Source organism: Lacticaseibacillus baoqingensis, assembly GCF_003946165.1.
Taxonomy (GTDB): Bacteria; Bacillota; Bacilli; order Lactobacillales; family Lactobacillaceae; genus Lacticaseibacillus; species Lacticaseibacillus baoqingensis.
Genome location: NZ_RHOI01000015.1, coordinates 41,179 through 62,627, shown reverse-complemented (window position 1 = coordinate 62,627; position 21,449 = coordinate 41,179). Strand labels below are relative to the sequence as shown.

Here is a 21,449-nt window from a genome sequence, read left to right as displayed (position 1 = left end):
AACTCAACTCATCAAAGATAACAGTTCATCTCACGGTGTCGTGCCATGGGGTGGCTAACTTGTTCTTGCAATTTGCGCAATAATAACATCATCGGCAAGTCGGAATAAAAGACTTGCAAGTAGTAGGTGTAAGCAAAAGGCGTCAGGACCAAAAAGGCAAAAGTACCTAGCAACAAGCTTTTACGGTGTGCCATTTGCCAAACCGTCAGCAGCATCAAGGCGATGAACCCGTCTAATATGATGAGACTTAATAGCTGCACCGCCGCATTCGTCGATAACCCGACGAGTTGGCCCAACAGCAACCATCGAGATAACAAATAGGTTAAAGGCACGTTGTTGGGATACCGCCCAAAATAGGTCGTTGGCCAATCCCAATGCCCTGCGGCCAGGTGATCCGCTTGGGCAATGACGCGGTAGGGATCATGGTAAACGGAAACCGGCATCACGTTGACTAAGGCAATTTGAACCCCTAACATCACCAGCGCCCCTAAGAGCATGCTGATGACGATCCATTTGAGCGGCCACTTGGCGATGGCTGGGGCCAATAAGCTGATCGTGCCCAGCATCGCTGCGGCAAGCAGCGCCACTGCAATGCCAGTGGTACCGCGCAAATTGGCGCAGCTGCCAATGATCAAGCATAAGGCTAATAGCGTTGGTAAAAACGCTGGCAAGTGTTTTGATCTCATTGGCTGACCCCCGTTAATTCAAAATGGTTTGGATGGTGTAACGCGGACGCTGTTTGACTTCGGTCATCAATTTGCCAATATATTCGCCGATCACGCCTAGGCTGATCATTTGCACCCCGCCGACAAACCATAAGGATACCATCAATGAAGACCAGCCATGCACCGTCAAGCCCAATAGCTTCATCACTACCGCATAAACCACCATCCCGACGGCCAATAAACATGAAAGCGTGCCTAGCAACAAGATCAACCGGACTGGGGCGATCGTTAAGCTGGTGATCCCATCCCAAGCAAACGCCAGCATTTTTTTCAGCGGGTATTTGGATTCTCCAGCCATGCGCGGGGTGCGCTTGTAATACACGGCGTCGGTGGTGAAGCCCAGCTTAGGGATCAAACCGCGAATGAAGACGTTGCGTTCCGGATACGTCAGCAAGGTTTCAGCCGCCCGCTTGGACATCAGGCGAAAGTCGGCGTGGTTGGGGACCAAGTGGACCCCTAATAAGCCTAGCAGTTTGTAATAACCTTGCGCCGTGGTGCGCTTGAACCAGCTATCGGTGTCGCGATTATTGCGCACGCCATAAACGATATCGGCACCTTCGGCATATTTGGCCACCATCTCAGCGATCTTGGTCGGGTCATCTTGCAGATCCGCGTCGATGGTGACGATCATGTCGGCAGTTTTGACGGCTTCTTGGATCCCGGCGATCAACGCGAATTGATGGCCAAAATTCCGCGAAAAGCGGATCCCGCGGACGCGTGAATTCGTGCGGTGCAGCTTTTCGATGATCGGCCAAGTATGATCGCGCGACCCATCGTCGACGATCAACACATCGGCGCGTTGGCTGAGGACATTGGTTTGGGCGATTTTTTCTTCGATCGCCAGCAGTTTTTGCACCGAATCGGTGAGCACCTCTTCTTCATTAAAAGCTGGAACGACGATCGTTAATTTTTGTGTAGCCATAATGTTTGTATCCTTTCTGGCACCAGCCGGCGCAACGTATTTTGAAGCGGTAGTGCATAAGGGGTGAGCAATAACCAATAGCCGCTGGCCAAACTCATGCTGGCCAAGACGTCGCTGACATAATGATCACGCAAGTAAACTCGTGACATCGCCACTAACGCGATCCACCCGATCCCACCGATGATGGCGATCAGCTGCTGTGTGTGCCGCTTAAGCCGCGGCAAGCCCAACCACAATAAGGTGAAGACAAACAGCGCGGTACAAAAGGTGTGTCCGCTGGGAAAACTGTAGCCGCTGTCTGGGACCAATTGATGCAGCGGCCGCATGCGTGCGATCAGCTGCTTAATTGCTTCAGCGATCGCCGCACCAAATACTTGCAGCCCGCCGATCCATAAACTTAAGCTGACAGCGTGGCGCCACCACAACCACAAGCACAATCCGCAGGTCGCAGCCATGACCACTGCGGGGCTGCCTAAGGTGCCGATCAGTTTGAAGCTTTGGGTGTTGAGTGGCGTGAGTGCTTGAGCGGCGATGCGGCTTGCGCCTGCATCCAACTGAGTAAGCCAAGCGGCATGAACACGTACCCCCAAAGCCAATGCCGCAAATAAGGCCAGCATCACTAGCCCCAGGCTGGTTTGCGTTTTAGTCTTCACCGATGGCACCTCCGCGATTTTTCATTGCCACCAACGCTGCAGGGACTAAGGAGATCGCGATGATCGCGAGCATGATCAGTTCAAAGTGCAGCTTGACAAAGGCGATGTTGCCAAAGAAGTAACCAGCGGCTAATGCCACAGTGACCCAAGTGCCGCCGCCTAAGAGATTGAACGGGACAAAATCACGGTAGCGCATCTTGCTGGCCCCAGCGGTAAACGGGACGAAGGTGCGGATGATCGGCATGAAGCGGCCTAAGAAGATCGCCGGTTTCCCATAGCGATCAAAGAAGCGTTGGGAGCGCGCCAAATATTCTGGTTTGATCAAGCGGCTGAGTTTGTGGTCACCGCTTAAATACGCACCAAAATGTTTGCCGATCTCAAAATTGACTGCATCGCCCAAGCAGGCAGCGGCGCTCATCAGCCCTAGCAAAAGCCAAATATTCAAGCCTTGCGGATTGATCGCAGCCAGTGACCCGCATAAAAATAACAGGGAGTCGCCAGGAAAAAACGGTAAGATCACGATCCCAGTTTCAACAAAGATCAAGCCGAACAAGCCAAAATAGATCAAGCCGCCAAATTGTGCGAGCAATTGCGGCAGGAGTTGGTTAAGATTTGGCAGCAAAGTCGTAAGCAGCAGTACTGACATGAGGATCCCCCTTGATGTGAGTCTTAATGATAGGGCTAGCATACCGGATCACCAAGGGCTTACCCACTCATGGAATCTAAAGCAAAACTCAAAATTCTTTAGTGCGCCGCTGTGATCCAAGGGAGAATAAGGTTCTTTTCTGAAAAAAGTTAAGAATCACTTTGGTGGCAAAATAAATTTTTTTGTGATTCCGTCAGCTTGGCAATCAAAAAGAGATGATCATGCCTGAGGCAAGCAGATCATCTCTTTTAAGGGCAAACGGTTTAGGTTTCAGGCTTGGGTTTGCGCAGGCGGTAAATGCAAGCTGAAAATCGAACCTTGCGGGTGGTTGTCTGCGACTGTGAGGCGGCTGTTGGTCAAAGCCGCCAATTGCGTGGCGATCGCCAGCCCTAATCCGGTTCCGGCGACGGTGCCGCGCACATCGTCGCTGCGATAGAAGCGTTCAAAAATATGGGCTTTATCGGCGGCTTCCACGCCTCGGCCTTGATCGCTGACACTGATCACCGGCGCGCCTTGGTCTGAAACTGTCAAGGCGATGGTGATCTGGCTGTCCGTCGGAGAATATTTGGCCGCATTGGTGACCAAGTTCAACACGATTTGTTCTAAGGCGCTTTGGTTGCCTTGGGTATGGATCGCTTCAGGGATCTGAGTGATCACCTGTTGTTGGAAGGTGCCAGCAACCTTTTGGATGATCGTCGTCAATGCCGCGCTTAAGTCGAGATCTTCAAGATCTAATGCCAGCCGATCTGCCCGCGACAGTTGCAACAGTTCTTCGATCAGCTGCTGCATTTGACGGGACTCTTCGGTGATATAGCGCACAGACTTGGCGATGATCTCGGGATGGTCGACGCCATGGCGCTCGATCAGCTGCGCGTGGCTGCGGATGGTGGCAATGGGGGTGCGCAATTCATGGGCGGCATTCATCACAAAGAGTTTTTGCTGCTCTTGACGCTCGTCTAACATCCCCAGCAATTCGTTAAAATTAGTCGCTAATTCAGTCACTTCACTGGGTTGAGCCGGCACCGGCAAAGCCATCGCGCCAGGCTCTTTGGCAGAAGCGATCACCTGCGTTGTCGCAGATAAAGCCGATAGCGGGTCAGTCAGGCGCTTGACCAGGCGCTGCGTGTACAACGGCGTGATGATCAAGGTCAACACTAACAAAAATGCGGTCACTTCGATCACCCGCACCAACACCGCCAGCTGCGGGTCCATGGTTTGCCACAAGGTGTAATAGATCCCGCGGGCATGCACCAAACGATGATACAAAAAGCCGACTTTCGGGCGATAGTAGACATGCGTCAGCAAGGGGATCTTGATCGGTTTGATCTTCAAGATCGTCGCGGTGTTAGGAGATAAGTAGCGTTTGATCTTGGCATCAGCGCGTTCGTTGTGGACCATGACGTAACTGGCGCTGGTGTCTAAGGTGTTGTTGCGCCGCCAATCTTCCCAATCATCATTACCGTCGATGTCAGTTTGCTTCAAGCTGGCGGTAATGTGGGCCGTGGTGGTGCTGACGGCTTCGAGCAATTGATGCCCCACTGCCAACACGATCAACACCCCTAAGATCAGCGTGACACTAATGATTAGCTTCATCATGCTGCGCAACATGATCGCAGCACTGGATTGTTTGTTTTTACGCATGTTATTCCTCGGCGACTTGAGCAGACAGCATATAGCCGACACCGCGCACGGTGTGGATCAGCTTGCTGCTGTTGGGGGTATCAAGCTTGTTGCGCAAGTTGCGCACATACACGTCTAAAATATTAGGTTGACCATCAAAATCCACGCCCCAAACGGTATCCAGCAACTCATCTCGCGAACAGGGCTGATCTTGATTGGCGATCAAGGCGACCAATAATTCGTATTCGCGCTGAGTCAAGGGAATGATCCGATTGCCGCGGGTGACGCGCTTGGTGTCGGTATTAACGCTCAAATCAGCGACACTATAGCTGGCGGTCGCATCAGCGGCGGGTTGGCTGTGGCGCAAAGCAACTTCGATACGAGCCAGCAATTCTTCCATTTCAAAAGGCTTGGTGACGTAATCATCAGCCCCGCCAGTCAACCCGGCGACTTTATCACCGATATAGTCTCTAGCCGTCAGCATGATGATCGGGACTTGACTGGTTTTGCGGATCCGGCGCAAGACACTGAAGCCGTCCAGCTTAGGCAGCATCCAATCTAAAATGATCAAGTTGATCGTCGCCTCATTGGCACGAAACAGATCCAGCGCCTGTTGGCCGTCGTGGGCTTGAATGACGTTGAAATCTTCCAGTTGAAATTCAGTGGTCAGCGAATCGGCCAAACCAGCTTCATCTTCGACCAATAATATGGTGTTTTGCAATTTGACCCCTCCAAACTAGTGTCGCAGCATTGTGATCCTGGAGTAAGTTTGCCACTGCCAGGCAAGCAAGTAAAGAATTCACGCCAGCTGCGGCAAACGTTAGCGCTTACGTTGGTATTTTGTTATCAATTGGCGAATCAGGTGCGTTAAAATAAACGTTATGCAGGCGCGGCATCGCCTAACAGAAAGTAGGGATCGGGTTGTTTAAAAAGGGGTGGATCGCTATTGGCTTAGCCATGGCGATCACATTAAGAACCAGTCAGCCAGTGCACGCAGCCGCTCAGATCAGCGACACAGCGTTGAAAACAGCGGTGGCACACATGAGCTTGCGCCGCCAATTAGGGCAGTTGTTCATCGCTTATGCCCCAGCTCAGCCTAAAGCCGCTGAAGCGCTGGTGGCCAAGTATCATGTCGGCGGGTTGGTGTTGTTTGGGGTCGATTTTCAACAAGGCAGCGCCGCGACTAAAAAACGGATCGCCGGTTATCAAAAGGCCAGTGAGATCCCGTTATTGATCGCCACCGATCAAGAAGGCGGCAGTGTCTCGCGCTTAAGCGGCAGTCCCAATTATGCCGGCAAGCCTTGGCAGTCACCACAAGAAGCCTATTATCGCGGCGGCATGCCGCAAGTCTTACAGGTTGCGCAAGCCATGCAAAAAGCGCTGCACCAAGTGGGGGTCAACTGGAACTTCGCGCCATTGGCAGATGTGGCCCCAGATCCGCATAGCTATATCTATGACCGCACCATGGGCCTTGGGTATCAAGGCACGGCAGCGTATATTCACCAAGTGATCCCGAAGATGCAGCAAAACCAAGTGGCGGCCACATTGAAACACTTCCCAGGTTATGGGGATGTTGGTAACACGCATACTGATTTTGCCGCCGATGACCGCAGCTTGGCTCAATTGGCGGATCAAGACCTCTTGCCGTTTAAAGCCGGGATCCGCCAAGGGGTGGATGCGATCATGGTGACCCATATCATGTTAACGGCATTAGATGATCATTATCCGGCTTCGCTTTCGCGCCGCGTCGTTACCGGCTTGTTGCGGCATCAGCTCAATTATCATGGCGTGATCATCACCGATGGCCTGGAAATGGATGCGATCACTGATTTTGCTCAGGCCCAGCATTTGAATGCGGATGTCGCGGCGCTTAAAGCCGGCAATGATTGCTTGTTAAACGATGATTACGCCACTGGCATCCCGGCGTTGGCCAAGGCAGTCAATAAAGGCGAAATCAGCCGCCAACAAGTCGCCGCTTCGGTGTTGCGGGTGTTACAACTTAAGCGCAAGCTCGGGCTCTTGTCTGCGAGCCAATTTCCGCCAGCACAAGTCCGCATCCAAAAGCATTACCGAACCGCTAAACAAGTCACCGTCCAAGGCCAAGTCTATGCGGCGCACCCCAAGCGCCTGCAAGCGGTGGTGGCCGGGCACACCGTCGCCAGCACAAAGCTGGATCAAGCCGGCCGCTTTCGCCTCCGCCTGCAACCAACCAACGCTGTGCAAACGGTGCGCTTACAAGCAGCTGGGGCGGCCGCAGCCAAGCTCACTATCCCAGCGCGGCCGGCAATTTGGCCAAAAGCGGTGGCTGCTTTAGTCGCGGTGGTGATCGTGATCGGTGGGCGCTTTTGGCTAATTCGGCGTCAATCTTGATGAAAAGTGTCTCCAAGCGCGACTGATGTCGTGAGTGGGGGCATTTTTTTGTTGACACGCAGGTGCGGTTGATAGATAGTTAGTGTACTAACTATCTGAAAAGAGGACCTCATGGAAGATATTGGATTTTTATTGATGGACCTGACCAAGCGCCTGAAAACAGCGTTGAATCACGCGTTGGGACCAGATGCGCTGACGATCAGCCAGTGGACGGTGGTCGCGGCGATCCACCGCCAAACTGCCCCAGTAACTAGTGCCGCAGTGGCTGCCAGTGTGGGGATGGATAAGCCTACGGTGTCTGGGATCGTCCAGCGACTAGCAGATAAGCAGTTGGTCGTTTTGACGCCAGTGCCGGCAGATCACCGTGCCCGCCAATTGACGCTGACGCCTGCCGGCCAACACGCTTATGCCGCTTGTGCCGGTGTTGCCGAAGACACGGTGGCCGCGTTTTTGGCTCCGCTTGATGCAGCCGCACAACAGCAGCTGGCAGACTTGTTGACGACTTTAGAAAGGGCGCATGCGCATGACTAAGGTCTTAGTACTTGGCAGTACGGGTAATATTGGCTGGCCGCTGGTGCAGCTGTTAGCGGCTGACTCCGCGGTGGAGGTGGTGGCTGGCATCCATCATCGCCCGACGGCGGCAATGACGGCGCTTGGTGTGGCCACTGTGCCGTTTGATTTTCTGGATCCGGCGACGTTTGGCCCGGCTTTGGCTGGGGTCACGCATTTGTTTTTCGTGCGGCCGCCGCAATTAGCCGATCCCCAAAACGACATGCGGCCGTTTTTGACAGCGGTGCAAGCCCACGGCATTCAGCAAGTCGTGTTCGTGTCGCTGATGGGCGTGGAGAAAAACCCGATGGTGCCGCATCGCAAGATCGAGCGGCTGATCGTTGACTTGAAGTTGCCGCATACGTTTTTGCGACCCAGCTTTTTCATGCAAAATCTCACGACGACTCACCGTGAAGACTTGGTGAAACACCATGATCTCTTCATTCCAGCTGGTCATGCCAAAACCAGCTTCATCGACTGCCAAGACATCGCCGCAGCAGCGGCAGTCGTGTTGGCAGATCCGCAATATCTGGGCCAAGCGTTGACCATCACCGGGCCAGAAGCGCTGACTTATCAGCAAGTGGCCGCGGTGATGACTGCCGGCACCGGGATCAAGATCACTTACTCGCGGCCTGGGCTGCTCAAGTTTCGCCAGACGATGCTGCGGCGCGGGTTGACCAAGGATTTTGTCAATGTGATGGTGATGTTGTATGTGATCACCCGCTTAGGCAATGCCAAAGCGACCACGCAGACGTTGCCGGCATTGTTAGGCCGCGCGCCGCGGACATTGGCCGATTTTGTCGCCACTGACGTCGTGCCATTACTAAAATAATCATGTCGCGACAGTGATTCTGATGCGCCGCACGATTACTTTTGCTATAATTGTCCCATCATCGCTAACGCGACAATGGGGGAATGAAGATGAAAAAACGGGGTTGGATCATCACTGGAATTATCGTGGTCCTGGTGGCGATCGTCGGCGGGGTCTTGTGGTGGCAGCATCAACAAGCCGCCCAGGGCCAAGCAGAACGCGTTGCCGCTCAACTGGCACGCAACAACAAAGTGGCCAAGCAAATCGCCAGCAAGTGGACGGATGATCAGCATAATTATGTGAAATCCAGCGTCACCGCTGACACCTTACAGCAGCTATCAACTGCGCAACAAGCCGCTGCCAAACAAGCGACTGCCAAGGCTGAACGGCAAGCAACGGCCAATGAGCTGGCCTTGACCAAGCTCAAGCGTGCCTATACGGCCACCGCTAAAGTGAATGCGCTGTTTGAAGCACCAGCATTAGTTGACGCTAAAGTGAGTGCGCAGCCGTTGATCAAAAGCAGCACCACGACCCAAGCCATCAACCAAGCAGCCGCTAGCGGCGTCAATGCGACGTTAAGTAAGACCTTGGCTCAATTGCAGACACTGGCCAAAGCGCAAGTGAGCGAACGGACTGCCTTAAAGGCGGCGGTGGATAAGATCGCCGACAATGGGACTTTGAAAGACGATGTCAGCCGTGCGGACTTAGCCGCGTTTCAAGCGGTGGTGGCCGGGCTCAAGTACCCGCAACTGGCAGCGGGCTATCATAACTTAGTGACGGCTGTGGCCGCCAAGATCAAGGTGCTGGATAGTCTCAAATCCATGGACCCCAAAGAACTTGATCGTAGGATCTTATACTTAATGAGTGGTGCAGAAGGCCAGCAGCCGGACATGAAGAAGATGCAGTCTTCGTGGGTGCAAAATGGTCAATTCGCCGGAGATACTTACCAAGCAGATATTTATGCGCGGCTGATAACGGATTCGATCAAAAGTCAGTTATATGCGGATGTCAAGGTGCAGCCAGATGGCAAGCTGATCGTGCATGAACACCAGTCTGGTGCAACCAAAACCTACGGGAATGTCTTAGAAAACGTCCCGGCTGACCTCGCCGCGCAACGGCCTGATCCTAATGGGCCCATCATCCCGAAGATCAAAGATTTTGCGACGTTCAAAGCCTTGCTGGAAAAAGCGGGTGCTGACGTGGATGCAGATGCGAAAGAATATGGCGATCGTGACTATATCGGCCTCGCTAATTCCGACGACAGCGGGTATTACTACGAGAAGCATGAAGGTGGGATCTACACCTGTACGTTTGAAGAACCGTATGAAGATTTTCCTCTTGGTCCAACGCCTACCGACGCTCAGTTTGATGCGCAACTGACGTTAACCATTTGGAATGAAATCGAAGGTAATTAAAAACGTGATATGCGCCTGGACGCGGTTGGTCCAGGCGCTTTTGTTATCTATTTGTCATAATTCAGCCTAGAAAAGTTAAAATAACAAGTGTTTTTCCGGCACGGTTAAAATGGCTTGTGGCGGATGATGAAAAAAGCGTGGGTAGGCTTGGTTTTTTCATCCGTCTGGTAGCAAATAATAAGCATATTAATCTAAATATAAAAACAAAAGAATGTACTTGAAATTCAGTGAATATTGTATAAATTGTAAAAGCACTTTCAATATTCTTTTTCTTGCATAGACGTTAAAATTAAATTCATTTATACTGCTATTAATCACCTGGAGGATGGTGATGATTGGTTGAACACATAATAGGGGGAATTTAATATGCAAGACCGACGCGGAGCCAAGAAACTTTACAAAGCACATAAGACGTGGCTGGCAGCAGGCGTTGCGGTGGCAACCTTGTTTGGCGCTCAGGCATTAAGTACGCAACAACCTGTGGCCGCAGCAACGCAGCTGGCGAGTCAATCAGGTGAAACGATCGCAGATATGCAAGCATCCGTAGATTATCTGCAGCAAGAAGCCGCTGGTGCCACAGGCCCAGCCAAGACCCAATTTGAGACCCAACTGCAAGCGGCGCAAGCTAAGTTGGCGCAGTTGCAGCAAGCGGCAGAAGATGCTGCCGCCAAACAAGCGGCTGAAGAAGCAGCGGCCAAGCAAGCCGACGAAGCCGCAAAAGCCAAGCTGGCCGCAGAAGCCGCCAACGATGCTAAGATCAAGGAATTGACCGATTCGATCGATTATCTCCAAAAAGAAATCGCCGGGAACACTCCCGGCTTGGATATTGCAGACTTAAAGCAAAAGCTGGCCAGCGCGCAAGCTGAATTGGCGACATTGACCAATGTGGACACGCCTCAACCTGACTCTGAGGTGACGCCTGAAGACGATGCGGCTAAGCAAGCGGCAGAAGATGCTGCCGCCAAACAAGCGGCTGAAGAAGCAGCGGCCAAGCAAGCCGACGAAGCCGCAAAAGCCAAGCTGGCCGCTGAAGCCGCCAACGATGCTAAGATCAAGGAATTGACCGATTCGATCGATTATCTTCAAAAGGAAATCGCCGGGAACACTCCCGGCTTGGATATCGCTGACTTAAAGCAAAAGCTGGCTGCTGCCCAACGAGAATTGGCGCATTTGACCGGTGAAACTCCAGCCGACGAGCTTGTGACGCCTGATCCGATCACGAACGAAAACACGCCAAACAAGTCGACTGAAGCTTCTGAGCAAGCAAAAGCAGATGCGGAAGCCGCGTCAAAGGCAGCTGATGACAAGACGCCGCAAACGACTGGGGATGGCTTGACTCAAGGCAATGATGCCTACAACGCCACTCACAATGGCCCAGCAGGCACAAAGATCACCCCAACCGGCAGTCAAACCCCAACTACCAACAATGACGCTGGTACTGGCATTGGCGCAGGAGATTTTTCTGCTGCCGGCAATGGCATCAACACGGGTAAGCCGACGGATCAAACCGATAAAAAACCGGCTAAAACGCCAACGACTAAGCCTGGGGCCAATGGCTTGATCACCAATACGGATGCCTACATTGCCAGCCAATTGGGCCTCACCACTGCGCAATACCAAGCGCAAAAAGATCGTGACACCCTCAACGAATTAGTGGCGAAGTACGAAAACAGCCAAAAACAAGGCTTTACGGCGCAAGCTGAACTGTACAAGCAACAGGTCGATGCGTTTAAAGCAAAATTAGCGGCAAAAGCCGACCCGACGCCGGTTGACCACGAAAGCCAGCCTGAGCCGGAAACGACGACTGCTGAAAAGCAGCCTGATGCCGCAAAGGCCGCTAAAGGCGATACCGGCAAAACCCCAACTAAAACTGGGGATGTCGCCAAGCCGAAGACTGTGGCGATCGCAGAAGCGGCTAAAGTCGCAAATGCTGCAACGGCCAAAGCGGCTCAAAACGCTGCGGCCACTGCAGCTAAAGCGGCAACTTACCCCGCCACAGGAGACGATACCAATGCTGCCGCCACTGCTCTTGGTGTGGTGGCAGTGATGGGTGCGCTTTTTGGTTTAGCTGGCACTGGATTGAAAAAGCGAGCGTAACGGCTTGACAGTGAAGGGATCGACAATTTGTTGGTCCCTTTTGTGATGGTTCGGGAATTAGCGGGGAAGTGCACGGCGCATCGGCAGTGAATCTGTAAAGAGTGCTTTTCTCCTGCCTACAAGTATTGTTATAATGGGAACAATGTTACTCGGGGTCTAGGAGGTCATTCGTACGATGTTAGTGGGAAGTTTGATGGCACAAGGCGGGATCATCGCCACGCTGCTGCATAATATGTTATTGCGGGAATTGGTGTTGGCGGCACTGATCTTGCTGTTGCTGATCCGGTTTTACTTCAAGTACGTGAATGCCGCTACTCGCAAGAATGAACGGATTCGGCGGCGGCGCACCCGTCAAACCATTGTCAATACGCGCATCTTGTTGCTGGTATTAGGCGTCGCGTTAGTTGGGGTCTTGGCTTATGATCGGGTCTTGCCGCATTTTGGCTACGGGGCGCAAGCGGCGCAAACCACGGCGTCTTCTGCCAGATCAAGTGTGGCCAAGATCAGCGTGAGTGCTCAAGCAACCAGTCAAAAATCCAGCAGTGAAAAGGCCAGCAGTGTCACGGCTTCATCCAGCAGCAGTGCCCCGGTCACCGAAAAACGGGCCGTGGCGATCGTCAAACACTACTATAAAGAACACCCGAATGATTCTGGCGCCGATGTCGATAGTTTCTCGTTTGTCCAAAAAGGCACGGATAGCGCAGGGGCGCCGGTTTTTGAAGTCGGCGGCTACATCAACAATCAAGACGGCAGCACTGCGCAACAGCATCTTTATTACGTGCACAAAGACGGCAAGTTCGACATTGCTTATTAACGCGATACCACAACGGCTCTGCAGCGATCCAAAAGGATCAAGCTGCAGAGCCGTTTGCATTTACCTGACAATAAATCGTTGGGATTTGTGGCAGGGGCATTGACGCCAGCATCACGCGCAGCCAATGAGGAGATTGCGGGCAGTTTTGTTATCTAACCCAGCCAAAGGATCATCTTGAGTGTTGGTCCCAGCTGCCGGTTTAATAGGAAAGAGCGAATTGTAAACAGGTGTTCTCAAATCATCAACAGAACCGTGATCGTGCCGGGCTCAGTGGGCACCAGTAAGGCAATTTGATCACTTTAGTCCTGACAAGACGGCTGCAAAATCCGGGTTGACATCTTTTTGTCATATTTATAACAAATTCAAAATGAAATAATAATAATCTACATTTATGATTTTGTCTTAAAATTAGGAATTTTTGTTGGGCACAATGCATTTGCTCAAAGACATACAGCTTATGGTGAAAAGTCCCGCTATCAACCGTTTTATATTGATTCATTGACAAAAAGGGCGTTCATGGGCAAAAATGTTGACGACACCCATGATGATTGGGCTTACAAAATACAAATTTATATCATATTATCTATTTGTCGTAAAATCAAAAAATGAAGATTTCTTGAACATTGTATTATTTTTTCTTTGACGAACCATGAACCCCGTCATCTAATCAGCTTAGATGAGATGGCTGGTGTTCACTTTCGTCTTCGATAAGATTATAGTAGCCACCATCCTTCGAAAATATTATTTCTTCCTGAGGAGGAGTTCTTTATGACAAAACACAATTCTAAAGCAGTTATCGCTGCTGGGGTCGCAGCTGCAGGTTTATTCTCTGTTGCCGCATTTGGTGCCAATAACGTTTCCGCTAGTTCCACACCAGGTATGATCACCAACACAGAAGCATACCAAGCACATGTTAAGGCTCAAGAAGCTGCTGAAGCAGCCGCTGCTGCTAAGACACCTGCTACTGACACGACTACTGCTAAGAAGACTGGTATTGCTGGCGGTGACTTCAGCACAGAAGGCAACCTTGGCGCTGCTGCAACACAAAAGCCAGCAGCAACCAACAACACCGCTGCTTCCAATGGTGATACACATGACTTCAGTACTGAACATTACCAAGCTACGGTAAATGCTCAAAACGCCGGCACCAAGACTGGTGCAACCACCCAAACCGGTGCAACCACCCAAACCGGTGCAACCACCCAAACTGGTGCTGCTACCCAAACTGGTGCTACCAAGAACAACAACGACGCTACTTCTACTACTGCTAAGAAGGGCGCCAACGGCTTGATCACCAACACTGATGAATACATGGCTGACCAACTTGGCATTACTGTTAAGGAATACCTTGCACAAAAGGATCTTAATACGCTTAAGAACCTTGAAGCTAAGTACGAAAACAGCTTGAAGCAAGGCTTCAAGGCCCAAGCTGATATGTACAAGCAACAAGTTGATGCATTCAAGGCTGAAATGGAAGCTAAGGGCGAACCTACAACCGATACTACCGACACAACCGACAATGGCGGCAAGACTGACACCGACACACCTGCAAAGGGTGACGATACCAAGACGCCTGCTAAAGACGACACCAAGACCCCAGCTAAGACTACGGACAAGACAACTGCAACCAAGACAACAACAACCAAGACCGTAGCTACTGCTGCTACTGCTAAGGCTGCTCCTGCCGCAACCGCAGCTGCTGCTAAGACCGCTGCTGCTACTGCTGCTAAGGCTGCAACTTACCCAGCAACTGGTGACAACACCAACACTGCTGCCACTGCGCTTGGCGTTGTTGCAGTGATGGGCGCACTGTTCGGCTTAGCCGGCACTTCTTTGAAGAAGCGCGCCTAATCAATCTCTTTTAAGAACTTAACGTTCAAAGAGACTTGATTTTCACCGACAAAAAGCCCGGCAAAAATCAGATCGATTTTTGTCAGGCTTTTTTTGTTTCAGATTAATGGGTAATTCTAGGAGGAACTTATTTATGACACAACGCAATGGCGCAAAAAAACTTTATAAAGCACACAAAACCTGGATCGCTGCTGGCTTAGCTGCCGCTACCTTGTTCAGCGTACAAGCATTCGCTGGCCAACAAGAAGTCCATGCTGATGCTCCAACTGCTGAAGCTCCATTAACTGCAGCACAACAAGCCCAACTTCAAAAAGATCAGGATCAAGGGATGGCTGATGCTCAAGCAGACTTGGCAGCCGGCAAGCCTGCTCGTGATTTGACTGGTAAGTCCGATGCATATAAGACGAATTATAATATGATTTATAATATTGGGTCTGCAATGGGTCCTAAAAATTCAGGTGATAAAACGCCTGACCAGGGTTCGGCAACGCCTACAGATGGTAATGATACGCCTGCAACTGATGCAACGGCTGACGCTGCAGCTGGCACTGCCGCAGGTAAATCAGCTGCCCAATTTGGGTCAAAGACGGATGCTCAGTTGAAGGCTGAAGGCAAGTCTGATGCCTTCATCAAGGCTTATGATGCTGCCTTGGCCAAATATGGCAGTTCCAACTCTGGTTCACAAGCCGGGACACCTGATGATACTTCTAAGGGAACGACAACCGCTTCAGATCCCGAAGCTGATATTCAAGCAGGCAGCGATGCTGCTCAAGCCGACATCAAGGCTGGTAAAGCAGCACAAACCGATGCTGCGATGAAGACCGCTGGCAAGTCTGCATCATTCATCAAGGGTTATGATTTCGCGATGGATCTAGCTGGTAAATCTGCTGACAACTCAGGGTCCAAGACTGGCGACAGTACCGGCGCGGGTGATTCCAAGACTCCAGACAAGCCTGCTGATACCAACACAACGACTACTGGTAAAGCCGATTTGGCTACTTTGCAAGCTGGGTTGAAGGACTGGCAAGGTAAGTTGGACGCTGCTACGCCAGGTTCAATAGACTATAATATTGCTGCTGAAGGTGTCCAAAATATGAAGGACCAAATCGCGGCCTTGACTGGTTCTGCTTCCAAGCCTGATAACTCGGGTAAGAACACCGACTCCACTCCTACAGATACTGGCAAGAGCGATACGGGTAAGTCAAACACCGATACTAACAAAGGCGACGACACAACAACAACTGTTACCGACAACTCCGCTTTGGCTAAACTCCAAGCTGGATTGAAGGAATGGCAAGGTAAGTTGGACGCAGCTACACCAGGTTCAATGGACTATAACATCGCTGCTGAAGGTGTCCAAAACATGAAAGACCAAATCGCGGCCTTGACTGGTAAGACTGACAACAGTTCTACCGACAGCAACACCGATAAGGGTGATACTGATAAGACTGACACCAATAAAGTCGAAACCAACACGGCAAACGATGCTACCGCGACCAAGCTGGCTGCTTTGCAAAAGCAATTGCAAGAATGGCAAGCTAAGGTGGACGCTGCTACTAAAGGCTCCATCAGCTACAATATCGCTAAGCAAGGCGTCGATGATATCCAAGCTAAGATCGATGCTTTGACCAAGACCGACAACGGGACAACCGATACCGGCAAGACCCCAGCTGGCGATAAGGGCGGTGCAACTACCGGCGCAACGACTGGTACAACTACCGGCGCTACTACTGGTGCAACTACCGGTGCTGCTACCGGCACAACGACTGGTGCAACTACCGGCGCAACGACTGGTGCTGCTACCGGCGCAACTACCGGCGCTGCTGCAACCACGACTAAGGCTGCTGCCGCTAACGCTGCGGTTCAAGCAACTACGGCACAAGCTGCCGCTGCTACTGCTCCTAAAGCTGCAACTTACCCAGCAACTGGCGACAACAACAACACTGCTGCGACAGCACTTGGGGTTGTGGCTGTGATGGGCGCATTGTTCGGCTTAGCCGGCACTTCCTTGAAGAAGCGCGCTTAAGCTTCAGGCTAGTTCAAAAGAGTCATTCACTGATCAGTGAATGACTCTTTTTTTGCAGTAAAATAGTCGTCGTAACATGGCCTGTCTACGAATCATGAACAGCTCGATTGGTATAGTCGCGCCAAAGCTTAGCTTCTTGACGATAGGCGGCAAGTCGTCGTTAAACAGTTTGCCTTGGGCTTGCAGCCATTGGTCAAACGACAGCTTAGCAGCGACAAATTGATCCGTCAGCTTGGTCATTGCCGCTTTTTTGCGTCCGCCATCATGTTTGATCCACCAGCGGATTTTGCTGATCATGACTTGGCTGGTGTTGCGCAAGGCGCGCGATAGCGGCGGCACCTTATCGGCAGGCGAGGTATAGATGAGGACGGTGGGGCCTTCGACAACGAGTTCATCGCCGATGTGAACGTCTAAAAACGGCCACGCTCCATCAAATAAGATCCTAATGGTCGGCTGCGCTGGCGGCCAAATCGAAAACGGATCAAATGCAGTGACCGTGGCGATCTGCATGATCGTAAAGTCGTAGGTGTGCGCATTACCATCCAAATCATAGGCCGTTTCTGAAACGGCATCGATTAAGCGTCCGCCAAGTGAAAAATCAATGATGGGCATATTTGGCCTGCTATATAAAATGTGGAAGAATGTCTAATGACACTAGTAAAGGATTATATTTTTCCTTTCATAGTTGTACATTCATTATTTTATTTGGTCCCGTTAACACCAGTATTCTTACGTCGGTAGTAACCTTGCAACATTGACTGGCTCTTGAACCTTTAGGACATAGCCTGCCCCTGAGCATATTGAATCAAGTTCTGTACGGCATTCTCGTCACGCTCAAGTTGAGCACCACAGCCGTAACAATGAAACTCGTGATGTTTCGTGCCGTGAAAGGCGTTACCTGTTAAGCTCAGTTTATCGTCGCCGGTTTTCACTAACCCACACTGACTGCACCGCTGTGTGCTAGGGTAGAACCGATCAACGATCATCAGCTGGCGGCCGTACCATTGCGCCTTGTCTTTCATCAGCACTTTGAAACGGCCAAACAACGAGCGATGTAAATTCTTCGCCAGTCGCTGGTTCATCTTCATGTGCTTAACGTCCAAGTCCTCAATCGCGAGGGTGCCGTTGGCTTTCACCAACATCGTCGTAAACTTCTGCAAGAGGTCACTTTGAATCCGCGTCACTTTCTGATAAGTCCGCTGCAACTTGGTTTTCGTTGCGCAGTAGTTGTTAGAACGAAAGTGCTTAGGATTCGCTAGACGTTTGCGAGCGAGCCGCCGTTGGTACAAGGACACGCGGTGATACAAATTGACTAATTGCTCGGTCAATCCGCGAATTGCATACATTGGCTCACCATCGTTATAGACGAATTGACCAATATTGGCATCAACGCCACATATGCGTGGGCTTTCCGGTAACGGCTCAGGCTGGTTTACATCGATGCTTAGGCAAACATAATAGCCATCCGCTTCTTTGACAACAGTGGCGAGTTTAACAGTCCCTCGCCAACGGGGTGTTTCGGCTAATCGGATATCATACCAACGGTCAAGATAGCCCTGGGGTTTATCCAACCGCAACTTACCATTGACGACGGTTGCCCGATCAGTTTTAAAGCTGCAACGACTGCGCTTTTTCGACTTGAACCGCGGCTTGCGATGTTCTGGCATTTCCGGGTTAAAGAAATTCGCCCAGGCATGCGCTAGGTCATTTACTGCCAATTGCAAGATCCGTGCTGAACGACCGTATTGCCAGTCTGCTTTGTTGTTAACTAACTCATTGCGGACTTGACGTTCGTTCGGCCGCGCCGTCTTATCTGCCAGCACGAGTGACGCGTCGTACATCTCATTCCACGTGGCAAGCGCCTGATTGTAACAATAGCGGCGATAATCGCATGCTTGCTCCAATACGCGGCGCATCGTTGCGTTGGGATAACAACGGATCTTGTGCGTTCTCAACATGTTTTCACCTCCAAATAGCTTATGGGTATCATAGCAAATGAAGATGAAGCTATTCTATCAAGACATGATGAAAACCGTCACCATCTATCTATGCATCGGTCAGCAATTTTTCACGAGTTTACCATTTCACAGCACTTAGTCATTCTGCCTTCCACTTGATTACCGCAAAACGACTAATTGCCACAAATGAACACACTATTCTACGTTATTGATTACTGTTAATAACCTCCTTGATCAGGTGAAATGATTAAGGGCGATGGGATCCCAGAATTTTTTCCCGTGATAATAGTTATCTGGCGCCAGCGGGATCTGGTGAAATTGCCGATAGGCGTGGTGCTGCTCGATTTGGAGAAACTGCGTGTGCCGATATGCCTCATCACCGGCGCGGCTTTGGTCATTGCCATGCGGATGCCAGTCTGCTTCTAAACGATGATACGCGCGGGCGATTTTGAGCCGGTGCGCGTTCGTGATCAAAAACGCAGCTGGCATGATCGCATCGATTTGATTTTGCGTGCTCTTGATGACTGGGCGCAAGTCGTCTAGCAATCCAGCAAATTCATAGTTCAGCCAGTAGGCGTTCGTCGCCAGATATTGCCGTGTCTTCGTCAAGAGCACCCCAAGATCCAGCTGGCGGTGCTTGAATTTCGCCAATAAGTTCGCCAGATAGCGATGAGTCGCAGCCAGGATCGGGGGCTTTTGATCTAGGTGTGTGAGCCATGCAGAGTAACGATTGATCACGAACCGATGTTGCGTATTTTCTAGATGTTTGACGATTCGTTGATCTGATAATCGTTTAGACAAGTTTACCGGTGTCAGTTTGCCTGAGGCGGTCAAGAAGTCGCCGATCCCGATGCTGCCGGGATGTTCAATGAAATTTTGGTTATGGGCAACCAGCAAAGTCCAGGCTGGCCAGTCAAGTGGGCGCCCATGACTATCAAAATAATAATACGCACCTAACGTCAAGGTATCTACCCGCTGGTAATGATCATCAGCAAATCGGATCAGCCGGCGCTTGGCATCTGCGACGATCCCAACGAAGCGCAGTGTTTGGACGCGATCAGTCATCTTTATCCCTCCATTTGCGTCATGTATATTGAAACCACATTATAACCGCTTTTACTGATAATGCAACGTTTTTGGTATATGTGAAAAAATAACTTGTTATGCCTAAGCAGCGGTGGATCAAGGATATTGGTCTATGATCTTGCCGAACGCAAAAATAATTTAAAAAAGGGGTTCCATTATCGGAAAAACATGGTATACTGACCTCACGATCATGGGAACGGATATGGTGCTGGTACACACTATACGTTTTTCCGTTCTTTGACAGCGGGGACTCCTGCCGGGCAACCGGACCTCGCAAACGCTAAAGGGTAGACCCTGAAGATGGCCTGGAACTTTTTCGGGCACTGGCCTGACGTGTGGAGATAACGTCGCCAACCAGGTGAGCTAAGCCCTCACCAGGAAGGCGACCTGTAAAAGCCCCGTTAATCGCAACGGGCAACGTAATTAAACCTTGGTATAAAGCCATTCGCGGCTCGGCAAACCGCGCACCTGCCAAACAGGTGAACCGCCAGGACACGTCAGCGGGAAACCCGACGTGTCTTTGTCGTGCAGAGCGTGACTAATTGCGGGCTTGAGGCGCCTCACCGTTGCAATTAGGAGCGCGTTTAATCAGAGCGTGAACCCAAGCGCACTTAGGGGTGTGGGTAAGGCAACCTGGGTGCGTCGCGGCACGCGACGTGACCGGGATGACTTACCCGCGACCCCGTTGCTTGGGTGATCGCGTTTAAATCAAGAGCGTGAACCCAAGGCGCATTTAGGGGGTCGGGCTAATTGGGCGTGACGGCAGTCGGCGCAGCCGGCGGACGGCGCGACTGGTTAGCACGCACCCCCGTTGCTTGGGTGATCGCGTTTAATCAGAGCGTGACTAATTGCGGGCTTAGGTGAGCCACGCCGTTTGGTCAGTGACCCCATCCACACCCAGTCATCCTCGCCAATATACTGCCCCTATCGCGACACCTTAGCCTTGTGCAGAAGCGCAAGGCTATTTTCGTGGGAGAAACCGGGAATAACGCTATGCCTGCACGGTCATGAACGGTATAATAGGGGCATTCGAATGAAAAATCGTTCGTGAAACTCAAGCAGGAGGCGGTCAAATGGGGGCCATTCGCATTACGAATATGCAATTTCACACTTATAACGGGGTGTATGCTGAGGAGCAAAAACTCGGTCAACGCCTCCAAGTGGATGTGGAGCTGCGCTTGCCGATCGAAGCACAAGTGCAACATGATGACCTCAAAGAAACGGTCAACTATGGCGACGTCTATCGGGCTGTGGCTGAGTTTGTGACCACGCATCACTATCAGCTGATCGAAATGTTGGCTAATCAGCTGTTACAGCATTTGCAAGGGTTATTTGCCGTGTCAGGGATCACGCTGCGTATCCGTAAAGGCGCCGTGCCGATCGATGGGATCTTTGATACGGTCGAAATCGAGGTCAGCACAGATGACTGACGCCTATATTGGCTTAGGCACGAACCTGGGCGATCGCGCTAAGCACCTCCAACAAGCGGTGCGTGCTTTGGCTGCTATTCCTAACGTGAGTGTTAAGCGTGAATCGCTGGTGTATGAGACGCAACCGGTGGGCGGCGTGGCGCAAGATGATTACCTCAATCAAGTGGTCCAAGTGGCGACGAGCTTGGCGCCAATGGCGTTGTTGTTGCGGCTGCATGAGATCGAAGCCTTGTTGCATCGCCAGCGGATCGTTCGCTGGGGGCCGCGCACGGTGGATCTGGATCTATTGCTCTATGATCATGTCACGCAAACCACTCCGGAATTGACCTTGCCGCACCCGGAGTTAGCCAATCGCCGCTTCGTTTTGGTGCCATTATTAGAAGTCGCCAGCAAAGCTTTGGTGCCGACGATCGCCAACATGCTGGCGCACACGCCGGATCGCAACTGGGTCCGGCCTTATCTCAAGTGAAGAAGGA

At 51.4% G+C, this 21,449-nt stretch carries 19 protein-coding genes; 10 read left to right on the top strand and 9 right to left on the bottom strand.

Features of this window, described 5'->3' with window-relative positions:
* Nucleotides 1–11: 11 nt before the first annotated feature.
* The 6 genes from EKM91_RS07795 to EKM91_RS07770 form a co-directional block, all read right to left on the bottom strand.
* A complete protein-coding gene (locus EKM91_RS07795; RefSeq protein WP_125752310.1) occupies nucleotides 12–686 on the bottom strand; it encodes a hypothetical protein in 675 nt (224 codons plus the stop codon).
* 13 nt (nucleotides 687–699) lie between these two features.
* Nucleotides 700–1,647 carry a glycosyltransferase family 2 protein gene (locus EKM91_RS07790; protein WP_125752307.1) on the bottom strand — a complete coding sequence of 316 codons (948 nt, stop codon included), beginning with the start codon at nucleotides 1,645–1,647 and terminating at the stop codon, nucleotides 700–702.
* A complete protein-coding gene (locus EKM91_RS07785; protein WP_125752304.1) occupies nucleotides 1,629–2,300 on the bottom strand; it encodes a phosphatase PAP2 family protein in 672 nt (223 codons plus the stop codon). The genes EKM91_RS07790 and EKM91_RS07785 overlap by 19 nt, the downstream gene beginning before the upstream one ends.
* Nucleotides 2,290–2,946 carry a VTT domain-containing protein gene (locus EKM91_RS07780; protein WP_125752301.1) on the bottom strand — a complete coding sequence of 219 codons (657 nt, stop codon included), beginning with the start codon at nucleotides 2,944–2,946 and terminating at the stop codon, nucleotides 2,290–2,292. Before EKM91_RS07780 ends, EKM91_RS07785 begins: the two co-directional genes overlap by 11 nt.
* Before the next feature lie 270 nt (nucleotides 2,947–3,216).
* The gene (locus tag EKM91_RS07775) at nucleotides 3,217–4,587 is read right to left on the bottom strand and encodes a sensor histidine kinase (protein ID WP_125752299.1); all 1,371 of its coding nucleotides are present in this window, start codon (nucleotides 4,585–4,587) and stop codon (nucleotides 3,217–3,219) included.
* A 1-nt stretch (nucleotide 4,588) separates the two neighbouring features.
* Complete coding sequence (locus EKM91_RS07770; RefSeq protein ID WP_125752295.1) at nucleotides 4,589–5,287, bottom strand: response regulator transcription factor; 699 nt, start codon at nucleotides 5,285–5,287, stop codon at nucleotides 4,589–4,591.
* A 200-nt stretch (nucleotides 5,288–5,487) separates the two neighbouring features.
* On the opposite strand from EKM91_RS07770, the gene EKM91_RS07765 reads away from it, so the two are divergent.
* The 8 genes from EKM91_RS07765 to EKM91_RS07730 all read left to right on the top strand — a co-directional run bounded on the left by EKM91_RS07765 (nucleotide 5,488) and on the right by EKM91_RS07730 (nucleotide 16,499).
* A complete protein-coding gene (locus EKM91_RS07765) occupies nucleotides 5,488–6,936 on the top strand; it encodes a glycoside hydrolase family 3 N-terminal domain-containing protein (protein ID WP_125752292.1) in 1,449 nt (482 codons plus the stop codon).
* Nucleotides 6,937–7,047: 111 nt separating this feature from the next.
* Nucleotides 7,048–7,467, top strand: coding sequence for a MarR family winged helix-turn-helix transcriptional regulator (locus tag EKM91_RS07760; RefSeq protein ID WP_125752289.1), 420 nt, complete (start codon nucleotides 7,048–7,050; stop codon nucleotides 7,465–7,467).
* Nucleotides 7,460–8,317: an NmrA family NAD(P)-binding protein gene (locus EKM91_RS07755; RefSeq protein ID WP_125752286.1), complete on the top strand. Its 858-nt coding sequence runs from the start codon at nucleotides 7,460–7,462 to the stop codon at nucleotides 8,315–8,317. Before EKM91_RS07760 ends, EKM91_RS07755 begins: the two co-directional genes overlap by 8 nt.
* Nucleotides 8,318–8,406: 89 nt before the next feature.
* Entirely contained in the window at nucleotides 8,407–9,711 is a 1,305-nt protein-coding gene (locus tag EKM91_RS07750; RefSeq protein ID WP_125752283.1) for a hypothetical protein, read from the top strand.
* A gap of 366 nt (nucleotides 9,712–10,077) precedes the next feature.
* Complete coding sequence (locus tag EKM91_RS07745) at nucleotides 10,078–11,808, top strand: KxYKxGKxW signal peptide domain-containing protein (RefSeq protein WP_125752280.1); 1,731 nt, start codon at nucleotides 10,078–10,080, stop codon at nucleotides 11,806–11,808.
* 175 nt (nucleotides 11,809–11,983) lie between these two features.
* Nucleotides 11,984–12,622, top strand: coding sequence for a hypothetical protein (locus EKM91_RS07740; protein ID WP_125752277.1), 639 nt, complete (start codon nucleotides 11,984–11,986; stop codon nucleotides 12,620–12,622).
* 768 nt (nucleotides 12,623–13,390) lie between these two features.
* Nucleotides 13,391–14,473, top strand: a complete 1,083-nt coding sequence (locus EKM91_RS07735; RefSeq protein WP_125752274.1) for an LPXTG cell wall anchor domain-containing protein — start codon at nucleotides 13,391–13,393, stop codon at nucleotides 14,471–14,473.
* Nucleotides 14,474–14,606: 133 nt separating this feature from the next.
* Nucleotides 14,607–16,499, top strand: coding sequence for a KxYKxGKxW signal peptide domain-containing protein (locus tag EKM91_RS07730; RefSeq protein ID WP_125752271.1), 1,893 nt, complete (start codon nucleotides 14,607–14,609; stop codon nucleotides 16,497–16,499).
* Nucleotides 16,500–16,532: 33 nt separating this feature from the next.
* Here EKM91_RS07730 and EKM91_RS07725 read toward each other — a convergent pair whose 3' ends face one another.
* From EKM91_RS07725 to EKM91_RS07715, 3 genes are all read right to left on the bottom strand, one after another.
* Nucleotides 16,533–17,111, bottom strand: coding sequence for a hypothetical protein (locus EKM91_RS07725; RefSeq protein WP_125752267.1), 579 nt, complete (start codon nucleotides 17,109–17,111; stop codon nucleotides 16,533–16,535).
* A gap of 161 nt (nucleotides 17,112–17,272) precedes the next feature.
* Nucleotides 17,273–18,457, bottom strand: coding sequence for an RNA-guided endonuclease InsQ/TnpB family protein (locus EKM91_RS07720; RefSeq protein ID WP_125752264.1), 1,185 nt, complete (start codon nucleotides 18,455–18,457; stop codon nucleotides 17,273–17,275).
* A 234-nt stretch (nucleotides 18,458–18,691) separates the two neighbouring features.
* Nucleotides 18,692–19,522 carry a hypothetical protein gene (locus EKM91_RS07715; RefSeq protein WP_125752261.1) on the bottom strand — a complete coding sequence of 277 codons (831 nt, stop codon included), beginning with the start codon at nucleotides 19,520–19,522 and terminating at the stop codon, nucleotides 18,692–18,694.
* A 1,094-nt stretch (nucleotides 19,523–20,616) separates the two neighbouring features.
* Here EKM91_RS07715 and folB point away from each other — a divergent pair.
* Nucleotides 20,617–20,973 carry a dihydroneopterin aldolase gene (gene folB / locus EKM91_RS07710; RefSeq protein ID WP_125752258.1) on the top strand — a complete coding sequence of 119 codons (357 nt, stop codon included), beginning with the start codon at nucleotides 20,617–20,619 and terminating at the stop codon, nucleotides 20,971–20,973.
* Nucleotides 20,966–21,442 carry a 2-amino-4-hydroxy-6-hydroxymethyldihydropteridine diphosphokinase gene (folK, locus tag EKM91_RS07705; RefSeq protein WP_125752255.1) on the top strand — a complete coding sequence of 159 codons (477 nt, stop codon included), beginning with the start codon at nucleotides 20,966–20,968 and terminating at the stop codon, nucleotides 21,440–21,442. Before folB ends, folK begins: the two co-directional genes overlap by 8 nt.
* Nucleotides 21,443–21,449: the final 7 nt, after the last annotated feature.

Coding starts and splice junctions, on each gene's coding strand:
- EKM91_RS07795 (WP_125752310.1), bottom strand. CDS start 686: ATGAGATCAAAACACTTGCCAGCGTTTTTACCAACGCTATTAGCCTTA.
- EKM91_RS07790 (WP_125752307.1), bottom strand. CDS start 1,647: ATGGCTACACAAAAATTAACGATCGTCGTTCCAGCTTTTAATGAAGAA.
- EKM91_RS07780 (WP_125752301.1), bottom strand. CDS start 2,946: ATGTCAGTACTGCTGCTTACGACTTTGCTGCCAAATCTTAACCAACTC.
- EKM91_RS07775 (WP_125752299.1), bottom strand. CDS start 4,587: ATGCGTAAAAACAAACAATCCAGTGCTGCGATCATGTTGCGCAGCATG.
- EKM91_RS07760 (WP_125752289.1), top strand. CDS start 7,048: ATGGAAGATATTGGATTTTTATTGATGGACCTGACCAAGCGCCTGAAA.
- EKM91_RS07755 (WP_125752286.1), top strand. CDS start 7,460: ATGACTAAGGTCTTAGTACTTGGCAGTACGGGTAATATTGGCTGGCCG.
- EKM91_RS07750 (WP_125752283.1), top strand. CDS start 8,407: ATGAAAAAACGGGGTTGGATCATCACTGGAATTATCGTGGTCCTGGTG.
- EKM91_RS07745 (WP_125752280.1), top strand. CDS start 10,078: ATGCAAGACCGACGCGGAGCCAAGAAACTTTACAAAGCACATAAGACG.
- EKM91_RS07740 (WP_125752277.1), top strand. CDS start 11,984: ATGTTAGTGGGAAGTTTGATGGCACAAGGCGGGATCATCGCCACGCTG.
- EKM91_RS07735 (WP_125752274.1), top strand. CDS start 13,391: ATGACAAAACACAATTCTAAAGCAGTTATCGCTGCTGGGGTCGCAGCT.
- EKM91_RS07730 (WP_125752271.1), top strand. CDS start 14,607: ATGACACAACGCAATGGCGCAAAAAAACTTTATAAAGCACACAAAACC.
- EKM91_RS07725 (WP_125752267.1), bottom strand. CDS start 17,111: ATGCCCATCATTGATTTTTCACTTGGCGGACGCTTAATCGATGCCGTT.
- EKM91_RS07720 (WP_125752264.1), bottom strand. CDS start 18,457: ATGTTGAGAACGCACAAGATCCGTTGTTATCCCAACGCAACGATGCGC.
- EKM91_RS07715 (WP_125752261.1), bottom strand. CDS start 19,522: ATGACTGATCGCGTCCAAACACTGCGCTTCGTTGGGATCGTCGCAGAT.
- folB (WP_125752258.1), top strand. CDS start 20,617: ATGGGGGCCATTCGCATTACGAATATGCAATTTCACACTTATAACGGG.
- folK (WP_125752255.1), top strand. CDS start 20,966: ATGACTGACGCCTATATTGGCTTAGGCACGAACCTGGGCGATCGCGCT.